The organism is Alloscardovia criceti DSM 17774 (assembly GCF_000376885.1).
GTDB lineage: Bacteria > Actinomycetota > Actinomycetes > Actinomycetales > Bifidobacteriaceae > Alloscardovia > Alloscardovia criceti.
In genome coordinates this window covers 61,829-87,817 of the sequence record NZ_AQXR01000007.1, presented here as the reverse complement: position 1 = coordinate 87,817, position 25,989 = coordinate 61,829, and the positions used below count along the sequence as shown (strand labels likewise).

25 protein-coding genes, 2 tRNA genes and 1 riboswitch are annotated in these 25,989 nt (G+C 51.6%); of the genes, 18 read left to right on the top strand and 9 right to left on the bottom strand.

The features are described 5' to 3' along the window. Positions 1-69 precede the first annotated feature (69 nt). Positions 70-822, bottom strand: coding sequence for a class I SAM-dependent methyltransferase (locus D570_RS0101365; protein WP_026181760.1), 753 nt, complete (start codon positions 820-822; stop codon positions 70-72). Between the two features lie 147 nt (positions 823-969). Beyond that, positions 970-1,077: riboswitch (TPP riboswitch) on the top strand. A 113-nt stretch (positions 1,078-1,190) separates the two neighbouring features. Here D570_RS0101365 and thiM point away from each other — a divergent pair. From thiM to tenA, 5 genes are read left to right on the top strand one after another with little or no spacing between them, the layout of a single operon-like run. Continuing rightward, complete coding sequence (gene thiM / locus D570_RS0101360; RefSeq protein WP_018142610.1) at positions 1,191-2,012, top strand: hydroxyethylthiazole kinase; 822 nt, start codon at positions 1,191-1,193, stop codon at positions 2,010-2,012. After that, complete coding sequence (gene thiE / locus D570_RS0101355; protein ID WP_018142609.1) at positions 1,999-2,643, top strand: thiamine phosphate synthase; 645 nt, start codon at positions 1,999-2,001, stop codon at positions 2,641-2,643. Before thiM ends, thiE begins: the two co-directional genes overlap by 14 nt. Next, positions 2,640-3,302 (top strand): HAD family hydrolase, encoded by a 663-nt coding sequence (locus tag D570_RS0101350; protein ID WP_018142608.1) that lies wholly within the window; start codon positions 2,640-2,642, stop codon positions 3,300-3,302. The genes thiE and D570_RS0101350 overlap by 4 nt, the downstream gene beginning before the upstream one ends. A 14-nt stretch (positions 3,303-3,316) precedes the next feature. Beyond that, positions 3,317-4,138, top strand: coding sequence for a bifunctional hydroxymethylpyrimidine kinase/phosphomethylpyrimidine kinase (gene thiD, locus D570_RS0101345; protein WP_018142607.1), 822 nt, complete (start codon positions 3,317-3,319; stop codon positions 4,136-4,138). 15 nt (positions 4,139-4,153) lie between these two features. After that, complete coding sequence (gene tenA, locus D570_RS0101340) at positions 4,154-4,816, top strand: thiaminase II (protein ID WP_018142606.1); 663 nt, start codon at positions 4,154-4,156, stop codon at positions 4,814-4,816. 16 nt (positions 4,817-4,832) lie between these two features. Here the strand turns inward: tenA and D570_RS0101335 are convergent, their stop codons facing one another. The 3 genes from D570_RS0101335 to pgi all read right to left on the bottom strand — a co-directional run bounded on the left by D570_RS0101335 (position 4,833) and on the right by pgi (position 9,361). Continuing rightward, entirely contained in the window at positions 4,833-5,189 is a 357-nt protein-coding gene (locus tag D570_RS0101335; protein ID WP_018142605.1) for a chorismate mutase, read from the bottom strand. 162 nt (positions 5,190-5,351) lie between these two features. Continuing rightward, positions 5,352-7,298, bottom strand: coding sequence for a transcription termination factor Rho (gene rho, locus D570_RS0101330; protein WP_033376753.1), 1,947 nt, complete (start codon positions 7,296-7,298; stop codon positions 5,352-5,354). Positions 7,299-7,666: 368 nt separating this feature from the next. Continuing rightward, entirely contained in the window at positions 7,667-9,361 is a 1,695-nt protein-coding gene (gene pgi, locus D570_RS0101325; RefSeq protein ID WP_018142603.1) for a glucose-6-phosphate isomerase, read from the bottom strand. Between the two features lie 285 nt (positions 9,362-9,646). On the opposite strand from pgi, the gene D570_RS0101320 reads away from it, so the two are divergent. The 3 genes from D570_RS0101320 (at position 9,647) to D570_RS0101305 (ending at position 10,939) form a co-directional block, all read left to right on the top strand. Beyond that, positions 9,647-9,719, top strand: a tRNA-Thr gene (locus tag D570_RS0101320). A gap of 46 nt (positions 9,720-9,765) precedes the next feature. Then, a tRNA-Leu gene (locus tag D570_RS0101315) sits at positions 9,766-9,846 on the top strand. 457 nt (positions 9,847-10,303) lie between these two features. Beyond that, positions 10,304-10,939, top strand: a complete 636-nt coding sequence (locus tag D570_RS0101305; protein WP_018142601.1) for a GNAT family N-acetyltransferase — start codon at positions 10,304-10,306, stop codon at positions 10,937-10,939. Positions 10,940-11,034: 95 nt separating this feature from the next. On the opposite strand, the gene rdgB is transcribed toward D570_RS0101305, so the two are convergent. After that, entirely contained in the window at positions 11,035-11,673 is a 639-nt protein-coding gene (gene rdgB / locus D570_RS0101300; protein WP_018142600.1) for an RdgB/HAM1 family non-canonical purine NTP pyrophosphatase, read from the bottom strand. Between the two features lie 112 nt (positions 11,674-11,785). After that, positions 11,786-12,577, bottom strand: coding sequence for a ribonuclease PH (rph, locus tag D570_RS0101295; protein WP_018142599.1), 792 nt, complete (start codon positions 12,575-12,577; stop codon positions 11,786-11,788). A 174-nt stretch (positions 12,578-12,751) separates the two neighbouring features. Here rph and D570_RS08145 point away from each other — a divergent pair, with 174 nt between their 5' ends. Both D570_RS08145 and D570_RS0101285 read left to right on the top strand, forming a co-directional pair. Then, positions 12,752-13,423 (top strand): Pr6Pr family membrane protein, encoded by a 672-nt coding sequence (locus D570_RS08145; RefSeq protein ID WP_033376749.1) that lies wholly within the window; start codon positions 12,752-12,754, stop codon positions 13,421-13,423. Positions 13,424-13,458: 35 nt separating this feature from the next. Continuing rightward, positions 13,459-14,790, top strand: coding sequence for a nicotinate phosphoribosyltransferase (locus D570_RS0101285; RefSeq protein ID WP_026181759.1), 1,332 nt, complete (start codon positions 13,459-13,461; stop codon positions 14,788-14,790). A gap of 72 nt (positions 14,791-14,862) precedes the next feature. Here D570_RS0101285 and D570_RS0101280 read toward each other — a convergent pair whose 3' ends face one another. Beyond that, entirely contained in the window at positions 14,863-15,153 is a 291-nt protein-coding gene (locus D570_RS0101280) for a DUF3039 domain-containing protein (RefSeq protein WP_018142596.1), read from the bottom strand. A gap of 89 nt (positions 15,154-15,242) precedes the next feature. Between D570_RS0101280 and coaD the strand changes: the two genes are divergently transcribed. From coaD to ilvN, 7 genes are all read left to right on the top strand, one after another. Continuing rightward, positions 15,243-15,734: a pantetheine-phosphate adenylyltransferase gene (coaD, locus tag D570_RS0101275; RefSeq protein WP_026181757.1), complete on the top strand. Its 492-nt coding sequence runs from the start codon at positions 15,243-15,245 to the stop codon at positions 15,732-15,734. Beyond that, entirely contained in the window at positions 15,734-16,606 is an 873-nt protein-coding gene (locus D570_RS0101270; protein ID WP_018142594.1) for a hypothetical protein, read from the top strand. The genes coaD and D570_RS0101270 overlap by 1 nt, the downstream gene beginning before the upstream one ends. Positions 16,607-16,651: 45 nt before the next feature. After that, positions 16,652-17,266 carry a YceD family protein gene (locus D570_RS0101265; RefSeq protein ID WP_018142593.1) on the top strand — a complete coding sequence of 205 codons (615 nt, stop codon included), beginning with the start codon at positions 16,652-16,654 and terminating at the stop codon, positions 17,264-17,266. A 136-nt stretch (positions 17,267-17,402) separates the two neighbouring features. Further along, positions 17,403-17,597 carry a 50S ribosomal protein L32 gene (gene rpmF, locus D570_RS0101260; protein WP_018142592.1) on the top strand — a complete coding sequence of 65 codons (195 nt, stop codon included), beginning with the start codon at positions 17,403-17,405 and terminating at the stop codon, positions 17,595-17,597. Between the two features lie 196 nt (positions 17,598-17,793). Continuing rightward, complete coding sequence (gene rnc, locus D570_RS0101255; RefSeq protein ID WP_051067166.1) at positions 17,794-18,597, top strand: ribonuclease III; 804 nt, start codon at positions 17,794-17,796, stop codon at positions 18,595-18,597. Between the two features lie 209 nt (positions 18,598-18,806). After that, positions 18,807-20,774: an acetolactate synthase large subunit gene (locus D570_RS0101250; protein WP_018142590.1), complete on the top strand. Its 1,968-nt coding sequence runs from the start codon at positions 18,807-18,809 to the stop codon at positions 20,772-20,774. Further along, positions 20,774-21,331: an acetolactate synthase small subunit gene (ilvN, locus tag D570_RS0101245; protein WP_018142589.1), complete on the top strand. Its 558-nt coding sequence runs from the start codon at positions 20,774-20,776 to the stop codon at positions 21,329-21,331. Before D570_RS0101250 ends, ilvN begins: the two co-directional genes overlap by 1 nt. 102 nt (positions 21,332-21,433) lie before the next feature. On the opposite strand, the gene D570_RS0101240 is transcribed toward ilvN, so the two are convergent. Together D570_RS0101240 and D570_RS08140 are read right to left on the bottom strand one after the other, a co-directional pair. Then, on the bottom strand, positions 21,434-23,377 hold the full coding sequence (locus D570_RS0101240; RefSeq protein ID WP_018142588.1) for an ABC-F family ATP-binding cassette domain-containing protein: 1,944 nt from the start codon (positions 23,375-23,377) through the stop codon (positions 21,434-21,436). 92 nt (positions 23,378-23,469) lie between these two features. Then, positions 23,470-24,264: a type 1 glutamine amidotransferase gene (locus D570_RS08140; protein ID WP_083907359.1), complete on the bottom strand. Its 795-nt coding sequence runs from the start codon at positions 24,262-24,264 to the stop codon at positions 23,470-23,472. A gap of 120 nt (positions 24,265-24,384) precedes the next feature. Between D570_RS08140 and cysS the strand changes: the two genes are divergently transcribed. After that, entirely contained in the window at positions 24,385-25,977 is a 1,593-nt protein-coding gene (gene cysS, locus D570_RS0101230; protein WP_018142586.1) for a cysteine--tRNA ligase, read from the top strand. Positions 25,978-25,989: the final 12 nt, after the last annotated feature.

The window sequence follows — 25,989 nt, the reverse complement described above, 5'->3', positions numbered from 1 at the left end:
ATTATTGGGTGAGTGTCCGCATGTAGACACTCACCCTTTTGCTTACCTGTGCATGAGTCAAGTCATGAGTCAGGCTTTAACTGCCCTCGTCGCCATAAAACCGTTGACATTCATTTCTTCCAAATGACCGTACCCCGGCGTATCTTCATACAGATCGGTTAAGGTAAAGCCGGCTTTGAGCTGACCGCCAATTTGCTCGGTAATAGTATGCGAGAATTGCACACCATAATCACCCGCTTGCATATACGCCATCGCTTCCGGGTTGCTCAACGGGTTAAACGGCATCTTCCAGCGGACTGTTTTCTCATCATCATCGAGCAGATACATGATTTCCATATCAAAACCGGCTAGGAGCACGCCGCCCTTTTTCAGCACACGATACGCTTCTGCATATAAGGGCTCTACTTTTTCAATATAGCAATTGGATACGGGATGGAAGATAAAATCGAAACTCTCATCCTCGAAAGGCAGTCTTTTCGTCATATCTGCGTGCACAATGTCGATGTCGTAGCCTTCGCGCTGCGCTACCAAGCGTTCGGATTCCAACTGTTTCGCCGAATAATCCAACACCGTGCATTGCGCACCCACAGCGGCGAAAATCGGCATTTGCTGACCACCACCCGCCGCTAAGCCTAAGACCTTCTTGCCTGCCAATTCCGGAAACCAATGAGATGGAACAGGTTTCTTTGGCGTCAGCACCATACTCCACTGCCCCTGCTGCGCCGCTACATACGTGTCGTGATCGATAGGCACGCCCCATTCCCAGCCGTCTTCGATCCATGCGTCAATTGTTGTGCTATTGAACTCTTGATAATTCTCCACCACTGCGCTCCTTCGCTCTCTTCTCACTGTCGATTGTACAATGCCCTGCCCCGTGCCTTTTCCGCATTTTCTACGCCACACACTACCGCTGTCCACAAGCCCGCGAGCTGGACTTTCACACGATGGTCGTGCGCATGTATTAGCGTATGAACCATACAGGGGAGCTTGTGTACACAGGCTGAGAGGAAGGTTAGACCTTCGACCCTTGAACCTGATGCGGATAATGCCGGCGAAGGAAGTTGTACTTGCGTCACTCTTTTTTAAGGCACCACAGAAGGTGCCTTTTTTGTTGCACTCTTGTGAAAGGTGAGATACATCGATTAATAGCGATGAAGCTTCGTTGTTATAGAGATTATCAATGGTGAAATATGTTTGCTCAATTATTGGAAAATGTACGAAATACTCATCCTTTAGTTCATAATATTACGAATTATGTGACGGTAAACGATGTGGCCAATATGCTGCTGGCCAGCGGAGCTTCCCCGATTATGGCCGATGATCCTGAAGATGCCGTGGAAATTACGGCACTGTGTTCCGCACTGAACATCAATATTGGTACGCTCAATCAGCGCACGATTCCAGCTATGTTCCAAGCAGGACAGCGTGCCGCAGAGCTGGGTCATCCGATTATTCTCGATCCTGTGGGGGCGGGCGCCTCCAGTTTGCGCACAAATACCGCGTTGAAACTGATGGACAAGCTCAACTTAACTGTCATTCGCGGCAATATTTCTGAAATTAAAACCCTCGCCACCGGCAGCGGCACTACCCAAGGCGTAGATGCGGATGTGGCAGATAAAGTGGCTGATGAAAATATCGATGCCGCTATCGCTTTTGCTCGGGAGTTATCTGCGCGAGCGCAAGCTGTGATTGCTATTACGGGTGCTATCGATATCGTGGCTGACGCAGATCATGCGTATATTATTCGTAATGGTCACGCCATGATGAGCTCGATTACAGGCACGGGTTGTCAACTGTCCGCACTCATTGCGGCGTTTGTGGCGGCAAATCCGGATCATGTGCTGGATGCTACGGCAGCCGCCGTCTGCGCTATGGGCGTGTGCGGGGAAATCGGCTATGCACGTCTGAGCGATGCGGATGGTAATTCCAGCTATCGCAATTACATTATCGATGCCATGTACCGTTTAACGCCTCAAGCCTTAGAAGCGGGTGCACGTTATGAAGTGCGATAAAAACACTATGCTACTCTACGCTGTCACAGATCGGGCGTGGACGTCGCCCGAGAAAAGTCTGTATCAACAGGTGGAAGAAGCTTTGAAAGGCGGCGTCACCTGCGTACAGTTGCGGGAGAAGAATCTGGGCTACGATGAATTCCTCCGCGAAGCGCAGGAGATGCGCGCCTTATGTGCACGCTATCAGGTGCCGTTTATTATCAACGATAATGTGGATATCGCTCTCGCTTGCCATGCGGACGGTGTGCATGTAGGACAGTCGGATATGCAGGCTCAAAAAGCGCGTGCTGTGATTGGCGAGGATATGATTTTGGGCGTGTCCGTGCATTCCGTCGAGGAAGCGCAGCAGGCTGTGGACGATGGTGCGGATTATTTGGGTTTGGGAGCTGTCTTCCACACCGATACGAAAAAAGATGCCGAAGATATGAGCCATGAGACGCTCCTGTCTATCTGCGAATCTGTGGATATCCCCGTGGTGGCTATTGGTGGCATTTCAGCCAAGAATATTTCTTCGTTGGCCGGCAGTGGCGTCGATGGCGTGGCTCTCGTCTCCGCGATTTTCTCCGCTGAGGATATTCCGGTCACGTGTAAGCAACTCAAAGAGTTATCTCAGGCCATGGTCACCGCATGATCCTGCGTGGAGCGATTTTTGATGTAGATGGCACCCTGCTCGATTCCATGTCCCTGTGGCAAACCCTGCCGCAGCGTTTCCTAGAATCTTTGGGTCTCAAGCCTCGGCCGGATGTCAATCAACGGTGTAAAGATCTGAGTCTTGCTCAGTCTGCCGAGTATTTTCAGCGTGCATATGGTGTGCAGCTCAGTAGCGCGGAGATTGAGCAAGCCATCAACACCTTGCTCCAGCAGTACTATGCGCAGGATGTGCCGGCTAAACCTGGCGCGGCAGAAATCTTAAAATTTGCACGCGCGCAGGGCCTCCGTCTGTGCATTGTGAGTTCCACACCGTCCGTACTGCTGAGATCGGCCTTGCACCGTCTCGATTTTGTCCACTATTTTGATGCTATCCTCACCAGCCCTGATACCGGATTGCATAAGGATGATGCGCGCATTTTTGAGCGTGCTGTGGAACGTTTAGGCACACGGCCTGCGGAAACCATCGTGTTTGACGATGCTCTCTACGCGCTGCGTGCGGCACACACGGCGGGTTTAAGGCTTGCCGGTGTGCTGGATGATTCTCAGTCCGAGGATTTCGAGGATATTCGCGCGCTGTGTGACATCGTCATTGCACAGAACAATTATGAAGAAACTTTTCGCACTTTTCTAGAACAGTAATTTTAAGGAGTAGTATGCATACAGCATTATCCATTGCCGGCACGGATCCCACGGGCGGTGCGGGCATTCAGGCGGATTTGAAAGCTATGACCATGAATGGCGTGTTTGCTATGACCGCCATTACTGCCGTGGTGGCACAAAACACGACGGGTGTAAAAAACATCGTGGAGATGTCTCCAGACTTTCTGAAGCAGCAAATTGACGTGGTTTTTGAGGACATTTATCCGGACGCCGTCAAAATTGGTATGGTCGCGTCTACAGCTTTGATTGAGGTGATTGCGGAGCGTCTACGTTTTTATCAGGCGCGCAATATTGTCGTCGACCCTGTGATGGTGGCTACGAGCGGGGATAGACTCATCGCCGAAGAAGCCCTGGATGCGCTAAAAAAGGAGCTCCTGCCCCTAGCTACCGTGGTCACGCCGAATATCCCCGAGGCGGAAATTTTGTCCGGGATGACCATTGACAGCACTTTTAGTATTGAGGAGGCGGCGCGCGCCATTAGTTCCGAATTGGGTTGCGCCGTATTGCTCAAGGGCGGGCACAATATCAATGATGCCAATGATTACCTCTATGCAGACGATCAGGGCACGTGGTTTATGGGTCAGCGCATCAATAATCCAAATACGCATGGCACGGGTTGTACCCTTTCCAGTGCTATTGCATCCAATCTGGCTAAAGGCTTTGATTTAGACACCTCTATACAGCGGGCGAAGGATTATTTATCGGGTGCCTTGAATGCCATGCTGGATCTGGGCACTGGCCGCGGCCCTATGCAGCATAATTTCAATCTCACAGGCGAATTTGCACAAGCATACAGCAAAATTCAGAAGGACTAAAAGGAAGAAACCACCATGTCTACTACGCAACGTTTACTCACAGCCACGCAGGATATTTGGGCACAGTATCACACACATCCTTTTGTGCAAGGCATTGCAGATGGCAGTCTGGATGCGGACAAGTTCAAGTATTACATTATCCAGGATTATTTGTATCTGGACGAATACCTGAAGGTGTTTGCTCTAGGGATTGCTAAGTCCCACAGCATCGATACTTTAAGTATCTTTTCGCACTCTGTGGCAGCGCTGACTGAGGAAGAAATGAATATTCATCGCGGATATTTGCATACCTTTAATGTTTCACGTGAAGCATTGAACGCTACCCCACGTGCGTTGGATAATCTCTCCTACACCTCGTATATGCTGCGCGTAGCCTACGAGGATAGCGAGGCCGAAATCGTTGCGGCCGTGCTCTCGTGTGCGTATAGTTACGAGGTTATTGCACGTGAAATCGTGCGCAATCATCCGCAAGCCGAGCAGCACGAGCTGTTTGGTGAATGGGTGCGCGGATACGCCTCGGATGAGTATGCTGCGGGCAATAAGCCGTTAATGGAGGCCATGGATCAGCTTACGGAGCATTATACGGAGCAGCAGCTCCAGCATGTGGAAGATATTTTTGTAGCCTGCTCCCGCTATGAACTGGCCTTCTGGGATATGGCGTGGAATATGCGCAAATAAGCGTCGGTTAGGTGGCTTACTGTGCCTGCTCAGCGATTTCTTCGTGACGTTTTTTCGACTGCGTTACCACGAAATCACGGTACGCATGCGCTATGCTGACTTTCAAACCGTGGGCTTCCGCGAGCGCGCTCATGCGTTCCAACTGGTGGGCTTCGCGCGTCGCGTCCAGCGCCGCAAAGCCGGCTGCTGCCTTGAGTTCTCCGACTTTTTCGGTGGCTTGAAAACGCTGGGCTAGGAGCAGTATAATCTGGTCGTCGATTCCATCGATGCGTGTGCGTAATTCTTCGATGCCTCGTGTGGCCTGTGCGACAACATCCGAGGTATCGGTGTTCAGGTGTGCGGATGAAATTTCTGTATTGTTGTAATCTGTCATCTCAAGCCTCCAGCGTACGTTCATAACAAGCGTACGTTCATATCAGCATTCTTCCCCATTATTGTATAAAAAAGGCAGTTCGCATGTGTGTTTCCATGTGAACTGCCTTTATTGTGAGACGCTAAACGCTGCTTTATTTCTGTGCTTAGTTTCCTTGCGCTATTAGTTTCCCTGTGCCATCATGCGCAAGAATTCCGCGTTTGTCTGGGTCTTCTTCAATCGACCCACCAGCTGCTGGTAGGAAGCCTCCGGCTCCAAACCGCCCAAAGCGCGGCGCAGGCGGTAAATAATGGCCATTTCCGCAGGGTCGGTAATGAGCTCCTCACGACGGGTGGAGGAGGCATTGATATCGATAGCTGGGAAGAGACGCTTCTCAGACAATTCGCGAGAAAGACGCAATTCCATATTGCCAGTACCTTTGAACTCTTCGAAGATGACTTCATCCATCTTCGAACCTGTTTCCACCAAGGCAGAAGAGATAATGGTCAAAGATCCGCCATTTTCAATATTGCGTGCAGCACCGAAGAACTTCTTTGGTGGATACAACGCCTGCGCATCCACACCACCAGAAAGAATACGTCCCGAAGCAGGCGCTGCAATATTGTAGGCGCGCGCCAAACGCGTCATGGAGTCCAGCAGCACGACGACATCCTGCCCCAGCTCTACCAAACGCTTTGCACGCTCGATGGCCAATTCTGCCACAATCGTGTGGTCGCTGGCTGGACGGTCGAAGGTCGATGCAATGATTTCGCCCTGCACGGTGCGTTCCATGTCAGTGACTTCTTCTGGACGTTCATCGACCAGAACTACCATCAAATGCACTTCTGGATTGTTGGCAGTAATCGAATTTGCAATATTTTGCAGGGTAATCGTCTTACCGGCCTTTGGAGGGGAGACGATTAAGCCACGTTGTCCCTTGCCGATTGGGGAGACGATGTCGATAATGCGTCCCACCATGCGCTGTGGCGTGGTTTCCATCTTCAAACGTTCCTGAGGATACAAAGGTGTGAGCTTTGCAAACTGTGGACGCTGAGATGCTTCTTCCAAGCTAAGACCATTAATCGTCTCGATGGACTGCAATGGTACGAATTTTTGGCGCTGGCTGCGGCGGTCGCCGTCACGGTTTGCCTTGATAAAGCCGCGCACAGCATCGCCCTTGCGCAGACCGTACTTCTTGACCTGACCAATGGAGACGTAGACGTCATTTGGTCCTGGCAGGTATCCGGAGGTGCGCACGAAGGCGTAGGAGTCGAGGATATCGACTACACCCGCTACTGGAATCAGCTCGTCGACTGGCTCTTCGTGTGCGGTCTGGTCGTTATCGTCATTTTCTGCATGTCCGCGACGGTTGGTGCGCGCGTTGCGATCATTGCGATCTGCACGATCTTCGCGACCGCGACGATGGTTGCGATTGCCACGCTCTGTACGCTCATCGGCACTATCATCGTAGCTGTCATCCTGCGCCGCATCATCGTGATTGCGGCGCGTTCTGCGCTCTGTTTTTTCTGTCTCATCATCCAAACGTTGACGCTCTCCGCGTGACAAGCGGTTGCGACGATCCGCATGTGAGGCGGAGTGCTGCTCACGCTGTGCGGCAGATTGTGCAATATTTTCAGCACGTTCACGCTCGGAACGATCCGGAAGTGCAGAAAGGATATCGTCCAAATCTGCCTTGGTCTGATGGCGAGAAGCCTCGCGTTCGGCCTGCTCTTCTTCGCTCAATGGCTGCGTCTTACGGCGCGAGCGCACAGGTAATTCCAGACCTAAATCGATGAGCGGCTTTTTCGCAGGAGCCGCTGAAGTTTGTCTGTCCTGATCCGCACGATCCGCTGTGCTCTTGGCCGCGCGAGACCTTTTTCGCATCTCCGGCTTCACTTCTGGCAGTTCCAGCGTAATAGCAGCGCTGTCTGCTGCGGATGTGTTTGGGGTGTCTGATGATGAAGTTGCGTTGGAAACAGGTGCTTCGACTGTTGCTACGGTAACGCCCGCAGGTGCTTCACCGCCGCTTCGAGCTTTTTCAATCGTGTCAATAAGCTCAGATTTGCGCATGGTAGATGTTCCGCGAAGCATCATCTGTTTTGCGATATTACGCAATTCAGCTAACTTCATATCAGCAAGATTTGTATTTGCCACGTGTGTGACCTTTCGTGTGTAAAAAACAATCCAACTCACACAGTCCACAAGACTATTATCATGAGGGAAAAGTATCTACGTTGAAATTTCGTTAATATGTAAACGAACTGAAGTAAAACTATACGGCACTTTATGGACGAATACAAGCGCAACATAGCGTAAAAGCACCATTGTGTGTGTTATTTTTTCTTTTTAATTACATTTTTCCGCGAAGTTTTTCGCGCATGTGCGCAGGAAAGCACAACAACCAGGCATAAAAAAAATCTGGTTCTTGTACTGTTTTTAGTGTAGTACAAGAACCAGAGATATTGCTTTATTTAAGCCTACTGAGCGTAAATAATGCTTTAGTGACGATGTGCACGGTAGAAGTTAATCAGTGCCTGTGTGGACTGATCCTGCTGTGCCAAAGCGGCATCGTCCTGCGAAATAGCAGGAGCAATCTGCTTTGCGAGTACCTTACCGAGCTCTACACCCCACTGATCGTAGGAATCGAGACCCCATACGGTGCCTTCTACCAAGGTGATGTGCTCGTAGAGTGCAATCAATTCACCCACCGCAAATGGAGACAAGGTGTCACCCAAAATAGAAGTGGTTGGGCGGTTTCCAGTGAAGACGCGTGCTGGAACGATAGCCTCGTCTGTACCTTCTGCGCGGACTTCGTCTGCGGTCTTACCGAAGGCCAAAGCCTTGGTCTGTGCCAAGTAGTTTGCCAAGAACAGCTCGTGTACGTCCTGGTCGCCATCCTTTGTGGCGTTTGGCGTGTTGGCGAAGGCGATGAAGTCTGCAGGAATCAGGCGGGTGCCCTGGTGGATTAACTGGTAGAAGGCGTGCTGACCGTTGGTACCTGGCTCGCCCCAGAAGATTTCACCGGTCTGTGTGGTCACAGGAGTGCCATCCCAGCGTACGGACTTACCGTTGGATTCCATAGTCAGCTGCTGCAGGTAAGCCGCGAAACGATGCAGGTACTGGTTGTATGGCAGTACGGCGTGGGAATGGGCACCGAAGAAGTTGACATACCAGACGTTCATCAAGCCCATAAGCGCAACGACGTTCTGCTCCATTGGTGTGTTTGCGAAGTATTCATCGATGGCGTGGAAACCGCGCAAGAAGTCTTCGAAACGTTCTGGACCGTATACGATGGCGATGGAGGTGCCTACTGCGGAATCTACGGAGTAGCGACCGCCCACCCAGTTCCAGAAGCCGAATGCGTTGTTTGGATCAATGCCGAATTCTGCGACCTTGTCCAAGGCGGTGGAGACAGCGATGAAGTGCTTGGCTACTGCTTCGGCGTTCTTTTCGTCAGAGCCGTCGATAGCGCCCTGCTCCTTCAAGGTCTCGAGCAACCACGTACGCGCAGAACGTGCGTTAGTCAAGGTTTCCAAAGTGGTGAAGGTCTTGGATACCACGATGAAGAGTGTGGTTTCAGGGTTGATACCCTTGAGCTTTTCTGCCATATCGTTAGGGTCGATATTGGATACGTAACGAGCCGTAATGCCCGCATCATTGTATGCCTTCAAGGCTTCGTATACCATGACTGGACCCAAATCGGAGCCGCCGATGCCGATGTTGACAACGGTATCGATCTTCTTGCCGGTTACGCCTGTCCACTCACCGGAGCGTACCTTGTTGGCGAAAGCGTAAATGCGATCGAGAACTTCGTGCACATCCTTTACGGTGTCCTGACCGTCTACGATGAACTTGCCTTCATCGGATACTGGACGACGCAATGCGGTGTGAAGTACGGCGCGATCCTCAGTGTTGTTGATGTGTACACCTGTGTACTGCTGCTGAATGCGCTCCTCGAGCTTGACATCCTTTGCCAAATTAGCAAAAAGTTGCAAAGTTTCTGGCTTGATGAGGTTCTTGGACAAATCGAAGTGCAAGTCTCCAGCTTCGAAGCTCAGGCTTGCTGTACGGTTTGGGTCTTCCGCAAACCACTGGCGAAGGTTGATGCCTTCGGACTGCAACTGATTGAAGTGATTCTGCAATGCAGCCCAAGCTGGTGTCTGGGTTGCATCAATAGGTGGATTGATGGCCATTGCCGGTCCTTTCATACCAATACGTGTACGTCTTTGTCGTACTGAAATACAACGATAGTAGGCGAAAAGGACACGCATGCTTGGTAATAGGCGAGCAAATCCTGAAGTTTGTCGGAAAATTGCTCATCCGTTAAGTTGCCTAGAGAGAGCGACACTCTTCACCCTTTGCAAACGTTATCATTTAGGTCGTATTTAATCCGAAAATAACATTGTCGATTATTTTATGAGTGTCATTCGCGAACTTATGCTACAATCTTTATTTCGTATGGTTCTTCTAACCGTATTGCCACTTTAGCTCAGTTGGTAGAGCGTCTCACTCGTAATGAGAAGGTCGCCGGTCCGATTCCGGCAAGTGGCTCTGTATCTTCTAGCGTTTCATATGACTTCATTCAATGAACGCTTTTGCGCGAGTGGCGGAATTGGTAGACGCGCAGGATTTAGGTTCCTGTTCCTATGGAGTGAGGGTTCAAGTCCCTTCTCGCGCACGATTCACCTTGAATGCTCAGGCTTTCGCTTAAAGATGAATGATGTCGCGCTTTCCACCCACTCTTGCAGCGCTGAATCTGGCTGTTATTTCCCTATACGTGAGATTTATGCTTTGCTCATGCGCTGAATATGCAGGGATTGCACAAAAAAATAGCCCGCTCGTGACCGCAGTGAAAAGATCCTCGACCATGAGCTTCGTAGTTTCTGGCTGTTCGCTTTGGCCCTTACTCGTTAATGACTCTATGCTAAGCTGTGATACCAGTGCAGGAAAGTGCTGAGCGCTAAAACCGACAGACAGAGAACGCGTGACATCTATATGTATCACGCATGATTCTCCTCGCAGCAGTAACTTTCCGTTACACACTTTCTCAAGGTTGTAAGCACATTGAGAGACCAAGAGCAGTACACCGATTAACACATGCCCAACCTCGAATCAGTCCTCCGGAGAAAAACTCAATGATTACTTACCGTGAAGCCACAGCAGCAGAAATCCCCTACATCGCTAAATTATCCGCACAGTCTTTCGGAAATTACCCATTTTTTGATTTCGCATTTTTGAACTCTTTTCAGCGCGATGATGCTTATTTCGACTACATGGAAAAATTACATCGTATCCACACGAAGGCGAATATGCAGCAGCATAAATGCTTCGTGGGTGTAAAGGATGGCAAAATCGTCTCCACCGCGCTTTTGCAAGATCCTCGCGCCAAGCGCGTTGGCATTTGGGATTACATTAAGGCAGGCGCTACAAGTCTTGTTTTCCCCGTGGGGTTTTCTAAGATTCTCAATTTCTTTAGCATTTCTGAAGAAGCACACGAAGACTGTGCACGCGAGTATCCAAACGCGTGGTACCTTGAAAAACTGGCCGTGGACCCGTCCATGAAGGGTGCCGGTTTAGGAAGCTCCATGATTAAGGACTGCCTAATCCCCTATGTCAAGGAAAATTCCGGCAAGGAGCTTACCTTGATTACGAATACTCAAGCCAATCGCAAATTCTATACGAAAAATGGCTTTGATGAGTTCGCAGAACGAACCTTAGAACGCGATGATGAAAAGATTGGCAACTGGAGCTTTAGACATAAGATTGCCTAGGTTTTCGTAAGGCTCATATACATAAAGGTTGGTGAGATGACTGGACGCCTTCTCCCCAACCTTTATGTGTGCACAGGTTTATGCAAACTCTTCTGCTACGCTACAGGTATCTGACTAAAATGCGGAGCCAAAGCACGCAACGCTTTGCCGCGATGCGAAATACTGTTTTTCTGCTCAGCCGACATCTGCGCCGATGTCAAATGTCCCTCTTGCTCACGCGGAATGAAAAGCGGATCATACCCAAATCCCTGTTCCCCGCGCTCCTCACGGATAAGCATGCCTTCCATATCCCCAATTTCCACGACTTCCCTATCCGTGTCCGTGCCGAGCACAGCCGCCGGGATAACCAAAGCCGCCGCACAGCGGAATCGGGCTCCGCGCGCCTCATCCGGGATATCGCTGAGCTGAGCTAAAAGCAAGGCATTATTGGCTTTATCATCGCCGTGCACGCCTGACCAGCGCGCAGACAAAATACCCGGCGCATTGCCCAAAATATCTACGATAAGCCCGGAATCATCTGCAATTGCCGGCAAACCCGTACGTTGAGCCGCATCGCGCGCCTTAAGCAGGGCGTTATCCTGAAAAGTCGTGCCTGTTTCTACGGGATCCGGCAAATTCAGCTCACCCGAGGTGACAAACTCGAAAAGCTTGCCGCCCACCGCCTCATGAATAATGCGCTCAATTTCGCGCACCTTTCCCGCATTATGCGTTGCTACGACCACGCGTTGAACCATACGAATCTCCCTGTGTAGATAACTGAGTAGATAGCTGAGTAGATAACTGTGTCGATACCTGCGTAGATGTCCACGTTATTACCTGTGGCATACGCCATTGTCTCCAGCCAGCTTAACCCTGATACGAAACCTCGCCCAAGGCCTGACGCTGGAAGCTTTGCAATTCTTCATTGCCCTTTTGCGCGAGGTCCAGCAAAATATTCAAGGTTTCACGACTATAAGGCGCTCCCTCGGCCGTGCCCTGGATTTCAATGAAATTACCGGAGCCCGTCATCGCCACATTCATATCCGTTTGCGCGCGCGAATCCTCTACATACGGCAAATCCAGCATAGGCGTACCATCAATCACGCCTACGGATACGGCAGAAACCTGATCAGTGAGCACCTTCTTGTGCGCAGGGATGTGTCCTTGATCCTTCGCCCACGCAATGGCATCCGCGAGCGCGATGTAGGCGCCGGTGATGGAAGTGGTGCGAGTGCCGCCGTCTGCTTGGAGGACATCGCAGTCGATTTGGATCATGTTTTCGCCAAGGGCTTCCATATCGACGATGCCGCGCAGTACGCGGCCGATAAGGCGACTGATTTCGTGAGTGCGCCCGCCGACTTTGCCGCGTACAGATTCGCGGTCGGTGCGTTCGGAGGTGGCACGTGGAATCATGGCATATTCTGCGGTGACCCAGCCTTTGCCGGAGTCTTTGCGCCAGCGTGGCACGCTCGGGGTAAAGCTAGCGGTGCACAGGACGCGTGTGTTTCCGCATTGAATGAGCACGGAGCCTTCTGGGTTTTGAGTCCATCCGCGTTGGATGGTGACGGGGCGCAGTTCGTCGACGTGGCGGCCGTCTGCGCGAATGAGGGTTGACGATGCATTATTACTATTTTCAGGGTTCTGTGCGTTTATATCCATAGTTGCTATGGTACTCGGTTGTTGGGTTTTTCATGCGGTTGAACGCTTGACTTTTGGGCGATTATCCTCATTTATCGCACGCTTTTGTAGGTCTGCGCTAAATAAGGAGGCTTGACTTTCTGTATTTTTTGGAGGAGTCTGCGTTTGCCTATTGTCCCCATTACAGTGGGATGCATGACTTTTATTGTTGCGATTTTTCGTTTTCTGACGGCTGCTTTTGCGTTGGCGGGTACGTCTCAAACTTGGATGTTTGGACAGTCTCAAAACTTGGTGTATTTTACGCATCAGACGAATTTGTTGATAGCTATTACATTTATTTGGGCGGGTTTTGCCAGTATTTTGCGAGGTGTGCAGCCTCCTGCGTGGCTGAAGGGCGGATTGACGCTCAATATTATTATCACGGGTCTCGTGGCGTGGCTGGTGCTGCCGCCGGCGGATCCGGCTACGGAAACATATATCTGGGGTATGGCTTCAACCACGATGGTGCATATTATTGTGCCGATTATGGCATCGATTGATTTTCTGCTTTTTGACGAGCATCGTCGTTTTTCGTGGAGTTATGCGTTGACGTGGCTGATTTATTTCCCGGTGTATTTGGCTTTTGTATTGGTGCGTGCGTTGGTCTTCCATGCCACCGGTCCTGCGTCAGACGGTAGTCCGTATCCTTATGGTTTTATCAACCTCGATAAATTGGGATTGAATCAGTTTGTGATCAATTGCGGTATCTATCTGGGACTTTTCTTCGTACTTGCGCTTATTATTGTAATTGTTGACAAGGCTTTGCCTCAGCGTACTCCATTGACGGGTACGGTGGCGAATGCGCCTCGTTTTAAGCGCAGTCGTTAATTCCCTTTCAAAGCCTGCACAAATATAGAGAGAAGTTGATTATGCATTCAGCTGCATTGCTCACTGATATGTATGAATACACAATGGTGGATGCTGCTCTTCGCGATGGCACTGCGAACCGCCAATGTGTTTTTGAGGTATTTACGCGTCACTTGCCGACCGGCCGCCGCTATGGTGTGGTTGCGGGTTTGGGACGTTTGCTCCAGTATATTAAGGATTTTCGTCCATCTGAGGATGATTTAGCTTTTATGCGCGACCATAAGATCGTCTCCGAGCAGACGATTCAATGGTTGGAAAATTATCATTTTTCTGGCACCATTCGTGCGTATCGTGAGGGCGAAATGTTCTTTGCCAACTCGCCTGTGCTGCAGGTGGAGGGCACTTTTGCGGAGTGCACCGTGTTGGAAACGATTATCCTGAGCGTGCTGAATTATGACTGTGCCGTAGCCTCTGCTGCTTCTCGTATTACATCTGCCGCGGGCAACCGTCCGTGTGCGGATATGGGCGGACGTCGCGCACACGAAGGTGCTGCTGTGGCGGCCAGCCGTAGCGCCGTGGTGGGCGGCTTTGTGAGCACGGCTAATTTGGCTGCCGCAAAGCTCTACGGCATACCTTGCATTGGCACGGCGGCTCATGCGTTTACCTTGGTGCATGACAATGAACGCGATGCCTTCGAGTCACAGATTCAGGCTTTGGGCGTGGGCACCACGGTGCTGACAGACACCTACAATGTCGACGAGGCAATTCGTACCGCAGTTGAGGTGGCAGGCACAGATTTGGGTGGTATCCGCATCGATTCGGGCGATTTGGCTTCGATGGCGCAGAAGGCGCGCCATCAGCTGGATGCTTTGGGTGCAACAAAGACGAAGATTACCGTCACCAATGATTTGGACGAGTATGCTATCGCCGCTTTGGCGACGGCTCCTGTGGATTCGTATGGCGTGGGCACGCGTTTGGTTACAGGTTCGGGTCATCCCACCACATCCATGGTTTATAAGCTCGTGGAGCGTGAAGGCTCGGATGGTGCTATGCATCCGGTGGCGAAGAAGAGCTTCGGCAAGTCCACAGATGGCTGGCGCAAGCGTCCGGTGCGCGTGTATGAGTATGGCTTGGCTCAGGGCGAGTTGGTCGTAGCCGGCTCTCAGGCAGATCTGACCACCTGGAAGGATGAGCGTTTTAGCGAGTTTAAGGATTTGAGCATCGTGGCTATCGATCACGGTAGCATAGACGAGCATTTGATGAGCCAGGAAGCCTTGTTTGAGGCCCGTGATTATCATACGCAGGCTTTGAATGAGCTGCCAGTCAATGCGTTGTCCCTGATGGATGGCGAGCCTGCTATTCTTACGGAAGTGCTGACGATTTCTTAATTTCGGCTCTATACAACATGAGGGGGAATGCGCGTTGTGTGCATTCCCCCTCATGTTTGCTGTTTGCGCTGTTTAACGCATCATCTGCTCATAGATTTTCTTGCAGTCTGGGCAGACTGGATACCCATCAGGATTACGCTTTGGCACCCACACCTTGCCGCACAAGGCAACCACAGGCTTGCCCGTAAGGCGAGACTGCTCCATTTTTTCTTTGGAGACATAGTGAGCGTAACGTTCCGAATCGGAATTATCTTTCAGCTGAGTGTCCTCTTGCGTGATAGTTTCTGTACGTTCCAGGGTGGAGGTGCCTGCACCGTTGCCAGAATCCGGCTGGGCAAAGCCTGGCTGATTTTCGTCAAACATGATTCCTCTTTTCTGTATCCCATGGGATGGAACACTTCCAACGTGTATCTTCCGTATGCCCATTCTAGTCATTGAGCTAATCTTAAAGAATGACAATTGCTGTATGTCCTGGCTCTTTCGACCCCGTTACATCGGGTCACCTTGACGTCATTGAAAGATGCGCCAAACTTTTTAAGCAAGTCCACGTGGTCGTGGCTATTAATGCCGCTAAAAAGCCGATGTTTTCCGAGCAAGAGCGTAAAGATATGATAACTCAGGCGCTTCACGCTGACGGCATAACCAATGTAGTGGTAGCCAGCACAGATGGGCTGATCACGGAGTATTGCACCGAAGTGGGTGCTACGCTTATCGTAAAGGGTTTGCGCCAAAATGGTGATTACGAGGCAGAGCTGGGCATGGCTTTAGTTAATCGCAAGCTTTCCGGTGTAGAAACCATGTTTATCCCCGCCGATCCTATTTTGGAGCACATCTCTAGCTCCATCGTCAAGGATGTAGCACGCCACGGCGGCGACATTACGGGTATGGTGCCGCACTCTGTATACGATGCTCTTATTCACGCAGTTAGTGAGGAGAAGAAATAATGCCTGAGGCTTTTGATTATGATCCTGATGCTCGCTTTGACGATGACGATACGGGCTCCGCGGAGGTAGCGCAGGCTGATTATGTGCAGGATGTGCCCACGAATTTCGATTTTTCACAGTCGCAAACCAGTGCCGGCGCCCCTGCTGCGTTGCCGGATGCGATGAATGCGCCGTTGCCGGGCGAGGGTGCCACTGTTTCAGCGCAGGATGCGGACGATAGTGCGCGCGATCAATTCGACGAAAATCCTGTCACTCCTCAGACGCAGGCCGCTTTGCATGCGTATATTCCGGAAGCAAATGAGGGCGCACCGACGTCGAGCACAGAAGATCAGTTTTCTACAGCCTACGACATTATCGATCAGCTGGATACCCTCATCCAAAATGCGCCGGCCCTGTTTTTTGAACGCACGAAAATTAAAGTCGAGCGTGAAGAAGTGTTGACCTTGTTTGAAGAGCTCAAGGATGTGTTGCCGGTACAGCTGGAGCGCGCATCGACACTTATGCGCGAAGCAGAACACCGTTTGGAAAATGCGCAAAGTCAGGCGGATGCCATTATTAGCAACGCACAGGCGAAGTCCTCGGGTATTATCAATGATGCAAACGCGCAGGCGCGCATTTTGGCTGGACAGGAAAATGTAGTATCTTTGGCTACTCAGCAGGCGCGCACCATTTTGAGTACTGCCCAAGAGCGTGCCAATGCGCTCACCCAGGGTGCAAACGACTATACGGCAGATTCTATGCGCGCTTTGGATAATCAGCTCGTCGAATTGCGTCATTCGATTAATACGGGCTTGCAGGTATTGCAAGAGCGCCAACAGATAGCCTTGCAAGATTTGCCGCATATTACGCCGGATGATTATCCACAACACTAGATTTCCTCGTGCCTGTCCGCAGGCAGAATGTGAAGGAGTGTCTCTATGGCACGTGAACATGAAACACCATGGTCCATTTCTATTTCTCAGCTCTCCATGGATGCTGGAAAAACGCAGGATATAGACCAGCTCGTCGTCCCCGCACCTACGGGCATTGGCGACGATATCGTAGGCATTCCAGAAGGACAGGATGTAACCGTCAATGGCATGCTGGAATCTTTGGCCGATGGCATTTTATTTACCGGCACAATCAGCACCGCCTTTAACAGCGAATGCACGCGCTGTCTGGAGCCTATCCATGAAACGCTGACCACGCATCCGGTCGTCTTCTATACCTATGAGCAGTCCACTCCCGTGGCATCGAACGAAGATGATGAGGTGGATATTATCGCTTCTCAGGATGAAACGGCGGATACCTATCCGCTCAATCCGGGGTCTATTTATCTGAATTTGGAAGCCTTGATTCGCGATAGTCTCAGCCAGGCTTTGCCTTTGCAGCCTCTGGATCGTGAGGACTGCTTGGGTCTGTGCCCACAGTGTGGTATCAAGCTCAATGATCATCCAGATCACCAGCATGAGCAGGTGAATATCCAGTGGGCCGCGTTGGAAGGTTTTAAAGCTCAGCTGGAAGCAGAAGCAGCCAAAAAATCTGATAATTAGCTCCGTTCCTTGTGCTAAAGCCTGAAAAATCAAGCGATTTCGTGAAGGTTGCGGCTCAAAGTTGCGATTGACGAGAGGTTATATTAAACTCTACTAGGCTTAAGCAAATATTCGATTCGAACAGAGGAAAACCAAAATGGCATTGCCAAAGTATAAGACCTCCCGTGCTAATACGCACTCTCGCCGTTCCAACTGGAAGGCATCTGCAACTACAACTATTAGCTGCCCAAACTGCGGCGCTCCAGCATTGTCCCACATGGCTTGCCCTAACTGCGGCACCTACCGTGGACGTAACTACCGTTCTGCTGTAAAGGCTGGTTTGGCTCAGTAGTTGCCACGATAAAACTATTCAAAGTCTCCACTATCGACGGGTTGTGGGGACTTTTCTTTTATTCCAGCGGGCTCTGCGACGTGGGTGCTGTGGACTCCGTATTTTCGAGGCACGCACGTGATGCGCCATTCTTCCGATGTCCATGGACAAAGATGTTTCTGAACAGCGTTCACGCTTATGCTTACAATATGTGCTTATGGGAAAGAAATCAGAGACTTCAACACTGCGCACACGTATTCGACGGAAAAATTTAGCTCAGGATTCTGCTGAGCAGCTTTTTAAGAAACTCGGACATAACCTGACCTCCGAGCATTTGATCGAAGCCCTGACGCATCGCTCCTTTATGCATGAGCATGAGGGCGTAAAAAGTTATGAACGTCTGGAATTTCTTGGTGACGCCGTCCTCGAACTCGTGGTAACGGAAAGCCTTTTTACTCAGCATCCGGATTTTAGCGAAGGCAAAATGGCCAAAATTCGCGCCAAAGCGGTATCTGAGGAAGCCTTAGCGCCTATTGCCCGCAATTTCTTGCAGGTTGGTCCGATGATTCTTCTCGGCCACGGCGAAGCGGACGATGGTGGCGCCGATAAAGACTCGATTTTGTGCGATATCGTAGAGTCGCTCATTGGCGCTATTTTTATCGAACATGGCATTGATGCGGCACGCGAAACGGTGCATCGTTTAATTGACACCACCCTCGAAAAAGTCTCTCATGAAGGTCCTTCCTTGGACTGGAAGACATCGCTGACGAAAATTGCCCATGAATTGGGTATTAATGAGCTGACCTATCAGATGGAAGTGGGTGGGCCTGAATTTGCTCAGGTTTTCACCGCACATGCGCGTTTGGAAGACAATGAACGCAGTCACGCCTTGGGTATCGACGCTTCTCAACCTTTGGGCACTGGCGAAGCCTCCACGAAGCGTAAGGCGCAGATGATTGCCGCCGAACAGGCGTGGAAGGTACTCCACACCTACCAAAACAATACTGCTTCTGCGCAGTAATACGTGCGCACCGTATGCTCTCACACATGCATGAGCAGATGCCCACAGCTCGCTGGACATATTGCGGACAATCATCGGCAAAAAATAAGAACTTCTATTAATATAAAATTCACACCGCCACAAGCGGCGCATATCACGAAAGCATATTCACGCTGGTCTTCACCTAGAATTAAGAAGAGAAACAGCAGTAAGCACAGATAGAGGTTTCCATGGCACTGCCTACACCTTTACAAGCTTTTAGCGCCATTTCGAAGAAAAGCGCAGAAGCACAGCAGCCTGAAGGCGAAAAAATAACTGGAGCTCAGGCACTCGTGAGATCTTTGGAAGACTTGGGCATTACGGATGTCTTTGGCATTCCCGGCGGTGCTATTTTGCCGGTGTACCACGCCATTAACGATGCCACGAAGTTCCGCTTTATTTTGACGCGCCATGAGCAGGCGGCAGGTCACGCGGCAGAAGGCTATGCGTTGGCCACCGGAAAAGTGGGCGTAGCCATCGTCACGTCCGGCCCTGGAGCGACGAATACCATTACCTCCATCATGAATGCGCAAATGGATTCTGTCCCTCTCATCGTTATTACCGGACAGGTGGGCGCACGCCAAATTGGCACCGACGCTTTTCAAGAAACCGATACCGTCGGTATCACCTACCCTATCGCCAAGCACTCGTACTTGGTGACGAATGCGCAGGATATTCCGCGCGTTATCACCGAGGCTGCGTACATCGCCACCACGGGGCGCCCGGGACCTGTAGTTATCGATTTGACGCGTTCGGCGCAGACCGAAGAAATGTACTATTCCTGGCCGCAGCGCATGATTTTGCCGGGCTACTCGCCGACCACGCATGCGCATGGCAAGGTGCTGCAGCAGGCGGCACGCCTCATCCAAAACTCCTTTAGACCTGTGCTGTATGTGGGCGGCGGTGCGATGCGTTCGGGTGCATCCGAGCAACTGCGCGCTCTTGTGGAAGCCACAAATGCGCCACTGGTCACCACGCTGAACGCGCGCGGTATCGTGCCGGACAGCGATCCGCACAATCTGGGCATGATAGGCATGCACGGTTCCATTGCCGGCACGGGCGCTGTCCAAAACTCGGATCTGCTCATCGCCATTGGCGCACGCTTCTCCGATCGTGTAACCGGCAAGCTTGCCGAATTTGCGCCACGCGCCCGCGTCATCCACATCGACATCGATCCTGCGGAAATTGGCAAGAATCGCGCAGTGGATGTGCCTATTGTGGGCGATATTTCCGCCGTTCTCGATGAGCTCGTGCCAGAAATTACGGCTCTGCAGCAGGCAGAAGGTCGTGTGGATCTGACGAATTGGTGGAATTTCCTCGATAATTTGCGCAACAACTACCCTACGGACTACGAGCGCGAGGAAGATATTCCAACCGATGGCAGCCTGTCTCCTCAATGGGTAGTGAAGGAACTCTCACGCCAAGCCGCAGACAATACCATCTGGGTCTCCGGCGTTGGACAGCATCAGATGTGGGCAAGCCAGCTCGTCGACTTCGAGCATCCGAATTCGTGGCTTTCCTCCGCGGGAGCCGGCACCATGGGATATGGCCTGCCCGCAGCCTTGGGCGCCCGCATCGCTTCCGAGCGCGAATTTGCCGGCGCAAAACCTGTATGGCTGATTGATGGCGATGGCTCCTTCCAAATGACGTCGCAGGAAATGGCGACGCTCTTCCAAGAGCACGCCCCGATTAAGATTGCGATTTTAAATAATTCCGTCTACGGCATGGTACGCCAATGGCAGACACTGTTCTTTGATGAGCATTACTCGCAGACTATGTTGCATGATGGCGATGAAAACGCAGGCAATGCGGGCACTGCAGAATTCTTTGATGTGCCTGATTTTGTCAAGCTGGCCGAGGCTTACGGCTGCGTGGGACTGCGCGCGACGACCCAGGAAGAAGCCGCGGAGGCTATCGAAAAGGCGAATGCGATTAACGATCGTACGGTGCTGATTGATTTCCGCGTCTGGAAGGACGCCATGGTATGGCCAATGGTGCCGGCGGGCAATTCCAACGATTACGTCAATTACCGTCAAGGCGTGCAGCCACTGAAAAATGTGGCTACCCAGCGCGAAGAAGCTGCTAGCCAAAGTGCACGCGAGCAGGCAGAAGCGGAAGAAGCAGTACAAAATGCTCGTGCAGAAAGGTCGAATCTGTAATGGTGATCAATAATCTTTCGTTGCAACCCGGAGCTACTCGCCACACGATTTCCGTTTTGGTAGAAAACAGGCCGGGTGTGCTGGCACGCGTCTCCTCCCTGTTTGCACGCCGCTCCTTTAACATCGACTCCTTGTCCGTGTCGCCAACCGAGCGTGAGGATATTTCCCGCATTACGGTAACGGCTATGGTGGAGCCTCAGCCTTTAGAGCAGATTATTAAGCAGCTCAACAAACTCCTACACGTGCTCAAAATCGTGGAGCTCGATCCGGACAACACGGTAGAGCGCGAGCTGGTGCTCATCAAGGTGGGTGCCACGGAGGCGAATCGTTCCGATATTTTGGAAATTGTGAACCTCTTCCGCGTACGCGTGGTAGATGTGCATCCTCAATCTTTGACGATTGAAGCCACGGGTGCACAGGGCAAAATCGATGCGCTGCTCGGCTTACTTGAACCATACGGCGTGCTGGAATTGGTCCGTTCCGGCTCTGTAGCAGTTACGCGTGGCCCGCGTGCGTTAAGCGACAAGGTGACCGGCTCGGTGATTAGCGAGCGCTAATCTGTCCTCAGATAAACGTAGTGGCGGTGTTGAGATGATAATTCTCAACACCGCCACTACGTTTATGAGGAGGTCTACTCTTCTAGGGATGTAACTGTTGAATTAGCCTTCCACGATTTCGCTTTTTTCTAACCATTCCATTTCCAAATCGTCGATTTCGGCTTGGACCTGTTCAAGATCTGCGTTCAGCTTGCCTAAGCCCACAAAATCGCTCGGATCGTGCTCCGCCATGGACTTTTCGATTTCCGCTTTAGTATCTTGTAACTTGGAAATTTTGCGTTCAATAGCGCTCATACGCTTGGAGGCCTCACGTTTGGCTATGCGTTGCGCCTTTTCCTCGGCAGCACTCTGCTGCGCCGCCCCACTGTCTGTCCCCTGGCTCTGCGAGGACAGCACCGAAGCATTACCTGTGCTCACCAATCCCCCAGAAATCGGGTTATCCGGCACTTCTTGACCCTCGAGTAGGCGGAAATAATCATCGACACCGCCCGGTAAATGACGAATTTTGCCATCAAAAATCGCGAATTGATGATCCGTCACACGTTCGAGCAGATACGCATCGTGTGAGACCACAATGAGAGTGCCCGGCCAGGTATCGAGCAAATCCTCCATGACCGCGAGCATATCCGTGTCCAAATCATTGCCCGGCTCATCCATAATGAGCACATTCGGCTCGTCCAGCAAAATCAGCAGCAGCTGCATTCTGCGCTTTTGGCCACCAGACAGATCCGCAATAGGTGTCATCAGCTGAGCTGCCTCAAAGCCCAGTCTTTCCATAAGCTGACCGGGTGTAGTTTCTTTGCCATCGACGATATACGTCGGCTTGTAACGGCTCAGCACTTCTTGGACGCGGTACTGCCCCAGCTCTTCCAGCTCATCCAGACGCTGGGAGAGCACGGCGAATTTGACCGTTTTACCAATATTCACATGGCCTGCCGTTGGCGTAAGGCTACCGTCTAAAATGCGCAGCAGCGTGGATTTTCCTACACCATTCGCGCCTACAATGCCGAAACGATCTCCCGGCCCAATGAGCCACGTCACATTGTCGAGAATGCGCTTGCCGGTCACAGTGCGCGTCTGCGGCACGCCGTTGGCATCATCTTCGACGATATCTACGCTCACCGAATCCGGCGTCAGTTCATCGGGCATTTGCTCATACACCTGCGTCACATCGATGAGATCGACCACCTGCTTGCCCAGGCGCGAAGTGGCCATAGCCTTGAGCTCTACAGTATTGCGTGGCTCTGGCACATCGGCGATGAGTTCGCGAGCAGCTTTCACATGGAACTTCTGTTTTGTCGAGCGGGCGCGCGCTCCTCGCGTCAACCATGCAAGCTCTTTGCGGGCAAGGTTGCGGCGCTTGGTTTCTGCCACGTCAGCTTGGCGTTCGCGCTCCACGCGTTGCATCATGTACGCCGAGTAACCACCTTCAAAAGGATCAATAGTACCATCGTGGACTTCCCACATGCGCGTGCACACTTCATCGAGGAACCAACGATCATGAGTCACCACGAGCAGGGCGCCGGCACCGTCCGACCAGCGGGACTTCATATGCGCGGCCAACCAGTGGATGGTTGGCATATCGAGGTGGTTGGTTGGTTCGTCGAGCACGAGGATATCCCAGTCACGCAGTAGCAGGCGTGCCAAATCGACGCGGCGGCGCTGTCCACCGGAGAGTTGGCCGATGGTGGCATCGAGGGGAATGTCGCGTAGCAAGGTTTCCACGATGCCGCGGGAGGTAGCATCCGCTGCCCATTCGTATTCTTCGCGATTTTCTAGGGCTTCTTGGCGCACAGTGGCATCGTCATCGAGACTGTCCCGCTGGTCTAGCATGCCAAGCGTGAGGCCACCGCGACGGGTGACGCGGCCCGCATCGATGGGCTGCGCTCCGCTGAGAATGCGCAATAGTGTGGATTTTCCATCACCGTTTTTACCCACAATGCCGATGCGGTCGCCTTCTACAACACCCAGCGTGACGTCGCGGAAGATGGTTTTGGTCGCAAAGTCGAGCGACACGTGTTCTAAGCCAATATCATGAACTGGCACAAATTACCTCTTATATCTTTTATCATTTTTTTGCGCGCTCTTACGCGCATTATCCAAGGTCAGGCACACACGCTGCCATCACCCTGCAGGCGTTACTTTTGCTTTTGCTTGCCCTTGCTAGATTTCTTTCCCGCCTCGTTTTGCGCATTTTCGGCGTGGAATATCAGCTCGCGTGAGTATGTCGCACAGCGCGCGGCAAAGGAGGAAAAAGTGGTTTCTGCAATGCGATGCATAACGACATCGTTTTTTTCGTAGTCTTCTCGAATTTTCTTAATCTGAGCCTTTTTCAACCCCTCCACCATTTCTGGCGTGGAGAGCCATTGATCCAAAATAGCTGGAGAAACTTCCAAATGATATTGCAAGCCTAGAGCGGATCCATAAGCGAAGGCTTGCACCTTCGTCATATCACTTTTCGCAATAACGGTCGCTTCCTCTGGCACAGATACGACATCATTATGCCAATGCAGCACGTCCATTCCTGTAGACTCGAGCGGGGCGTAAGCATGGCGTTGCACCCGATCGATGTGTCCAAAGCCGATTTCAGATTCTTTGGCCTTCTTAATTTTTCCACCCAGCGCGGAAGCGATAATTTGATGGCCCAAACACACGCCCAGCACCGGCTTATTAGCCGCCACTGCATCCTTAACGATTTTGTGCTCCGCCTTCAAACCTGGATATTCCTCAAAATCTAAGGCACCCATCGGCCCGCCCATGAGCACGACGCCGCAGTACTCGTCTGGTTTGGGAAGTTCTGGCTTCTTTTCATCGCATATACTTACGATGCGCGCAGGCAAGCCTGCCTCCTCCGTGGCTTCGAGAATCCGTCCCGGCCGCTCCCATGAGGCATGCTGAAGTATAAGAACATACGGTTTGAAGCTTTCAGTCATACTTTTAATTGTGCCACCTGCCATTAACGAAAGTACATGAGACTATAGTGTTTTCAGCAAACGGAAAACTATTATACAAAGAGGCGTAATCTGTCTGCCAACGCTAATAATCTCGTATGTATGACAGACACAATTTCGAAAGCCGCTCACGCGCTGAAAGTGTATAACACGGCATCACACAGCATTATCCCCTTCGAGCCTCTTCATCCAGGCAAGGTCGGGATTTACGTGTGTGGTGCTACTGTGCAGAGCTCTCCCCATGTGGGGCATCTGCGCGCTGCTGTTGCTTTTGATATTGTGCGCCGTTGGATGATGAAGCTCGGCTATGAGGTCACCTTTATCCGCAATGTCACGGATATTGACGATAAAATTCTGGATAAATCGGCCGCCGCGGGGCAGCAGTGGTGGCAACGTGCCTATATATATGAGCAGGAATTTACGCACGCGTATAACACCTTGGGTGTTTTAGCACCGACATACGAGCCGCGCGCTACGGGTCACGTGCCAGAAATGATTGATTTAATTCAGCGTTTGCTCGATCGCGGTCATGCGTATATCGTGCCGAACCCGGATGGTACGCCTTCGGGCAATGTGTACTTTGATGTGCCGAGCTGGCCACAGTACGGTGAGCTCACACACCAGGAAACAGGCACTTTGGCTGCGGGCGATACACAGGCGGATGCCGATGTGGAGTCTGCTGCGCCTTCTGTGGATAAGGCTGGGGAGGATAAATACAATCCTTTGACCGCCGCTGATTTATCCGAAGATAAGCACTCCCCTCGCGATTTCGCCTTGTGGAAAGCGCCTAAGGACACGGATCCGCAAACGGCACAGTGGGATACGCCATTTGGTAAGGGCCGCCCAGGCTGGCATATCGAATGCTCCGCTATGAGTCATAAGTATTTGGGTGATGATTTTGATATCCATGGTGGCGGATTGGATTTGCGTTTCCCGCATCACGAAAACGAAGTGGCTCAGTCGCATGCGGCTGGCTGGGGTTTTGCGCATGTGTGGATGCATTCGGCGTGGGTCACCCAAAAGGGTGAGAAGATGAGCAAGTCTTTGGGCAATGGTCTGAGCCTAGATAACGTGCTCGTGGGTTACAACCCGTGGATGGTGCGTTTTGCTTTGGGTAGCGTGCAGTACCGGTCCATGCTGGAATGGGGCGACCAAACCTTGCAAGAAGCGCAGGCAGCGTATGAGCGTGTCACCGGCTTCTTGGAACGCGCACAGACCTTGCTGGCAGATAACGGCATGGCTCTACCTACGGATGCGGATATTGCAGGCATGCGTGCCGATGATTTACCGGACGACTTTGTCAAGGCGATGAATGATGATTTCAGCATACCGGGCGCTCTGGCAAGTATTTTCAGTGCTATTCGCGAAGGCAATACGGCTATCGCTCAGGGCGATACTCAGGCCACCGCACAACTGGTTACGCGCGTGCGCGCTATGCTGGACACCTTAGGATTGGATCCTTTGAATGCGCAGTGGGCTTCTGTACTGCATGCCAATGCGCAGGAATTACACGGTGATTCCGCTGAAAATCAGGCACTGGATGCGCTGATTCGCGCTCAGCTGGATGCTCGTGCTCAGGCGCGTGCTTCCAAAGATTTTGCAAGGGCTGATGCGATCCGTGATACGCTCAGCCACGCAGGTATTACTATTGAAGATGGTCCGCAAGGATCCACGTGGAAATTGTCTCGTTCCTAAAACGAGAACCGA

Excerpts from the sequence above, each read along its gene's own strand:
- D570_RS0101250 (WP_018142590.1), top strand. The coding sequence starts at position 18,807 with ATGGCACTGCCTACACCTTTACAAGCTTTTAGCGCCATTTCGAAGAAA.
- D570_RS0101350 (WP_018142608.1), top strand. The coding sequence starts at position 2,640 with ATGATCCTGCGTGGAGCGATTTTTGATGTAGATGGCACCCTGCTCGAT.
- rph (WP_018142599.1), bottom strand. The coding sequence starts at position 12,577 with ATGGATATAAACGCACAGAACCCTGAAAATAGTAATAATGCATCGTCA.
- D570_RS0101265 (WP_018142593.1), top strand. The coding sequence starts at position 16,652 with ATGGCACGTGAACATGAAACACCATGGTCCATTTCTATTTCTCAGCTC.
- coaD (WP_026181757.1), top strand. The coding sequence starts at position 15,243 with ATGACAATTGCTGTATGTCCTGGCTCTTTCGACCCCGTTACATCGGGT.
- D570_RS08145 (WP_033376749.1), top strand. The coding sequence starts at position 12,752 with ATGACTTTTATTGTTGCGATTTTTCGTTTTCTGACGGCTGCTTTTGCG.
- thiM (WP_018142610.1), top strand. The coding sequence starts at position 1,191 with ATGTTTGCTCAATTATTGGAAAATGTACGAAATACTCATCCTTTAGTT.
- D570_RS0101270 (WP_018142594.1), top strand. The coding sequence starts at position 15,734 with ATGCCTGAGGCTTTTGATTATGATCCTGATGCTCGCTTTGACGATGAC.
- ilvN (WP_018142589.1), top strand. The coding sequence starts at position 20,774 with ATGGTGATCAATAATCTTTCGTTGCAACCCGGAGCTACTCGCCACACG.
- D570_RS0101335 (WP_018142605.1), bottom strand. The coding sequence starts at position 5,189 with ATGACAGATTACAACAATACAGAAATTTCATCCGCACACCTGAACACC.
- rdgB (WP_018142600.1), bottom strand. The coding sequence starts at position 11,673 with ATGGTTCAACGCGTGGTCGTAGCAACGCATAATGCGGGAAAGGTGCGC.
- thiE (WP_018142609.1), top strand. The coding sequence starts at position 1,999 with ATGAAGTGCGATAAAAACACTATGCTACTCTACGCTGTCACAGATCGG.
- pgi (WP_018142603.1), bottom strand. The coding sequence starts at position 9,361 with ATGGCCATCAATCCACCTATTGATGCAACCCAGACACCAGCTTGGGCT.
- D570_RS08140 (WP_083907359.1), bottom strand. The coding sequence starts at position 24,264 with ATGACTGAAAGCTTCAAACCGTATGTTCTTATACTTCAGCATGCCTCA.
- rnc (WP_051067166.1), top strand. The coding sequence starts at position 17,794 with ATGGGAAAGAAATCAGAGACTTCAACACTGCGCACACGTATTCGACGG.
- D570_RS0101280 (WP_018142596.1), bottom strand. The coding sequence starts at position 15,153 with ATGTTTGACGAAAATCAGCCAGGCTTTGCCCAGCCGGATTCTGGCAAC.
- rho (WP_033376753.1), bottom strand. The coding sequence starts at position 7,298 with ATGAAGTTAGCTGAATTGCGTAATATCGCAAAACAGATGATGCTTCGC.
- tenA (WP_018142606.1), top strand. The coding sequence starts at position 4,154 with ATGTCTACTACGCAACGTTTACTCACAGCCACGCAGGATATTTGGGCA.
- thiD (WP_018142607.1), top strand. The coding sequence starts at position 3,317 with ATGCATACAGCATTATCCATTGCCGGCACGGATCCCACGGGCGGTGCG.
- cysS (WP_018142586.1), top strand. The coding sequence starts at position 24,385 with ATGACAGACACAATTTCGAAAGCCGCTCACGCGCTGAAAGTGTATAAC.
- rpmF (WP_018142592.1), top strand. The coding sequence starts at position 17,403 with ATGGCATTGCCAAAGTATAAGACCTCCCGTGCTAATACGCACTCTCGC.
- D570_RS0101305 (WP_018142601.1), top strand. The coding sequence starts at position 10,304 with ATGATTACTTACCGTGAAGCCACAGCAGCAGAAATCCCCTACATCGCT.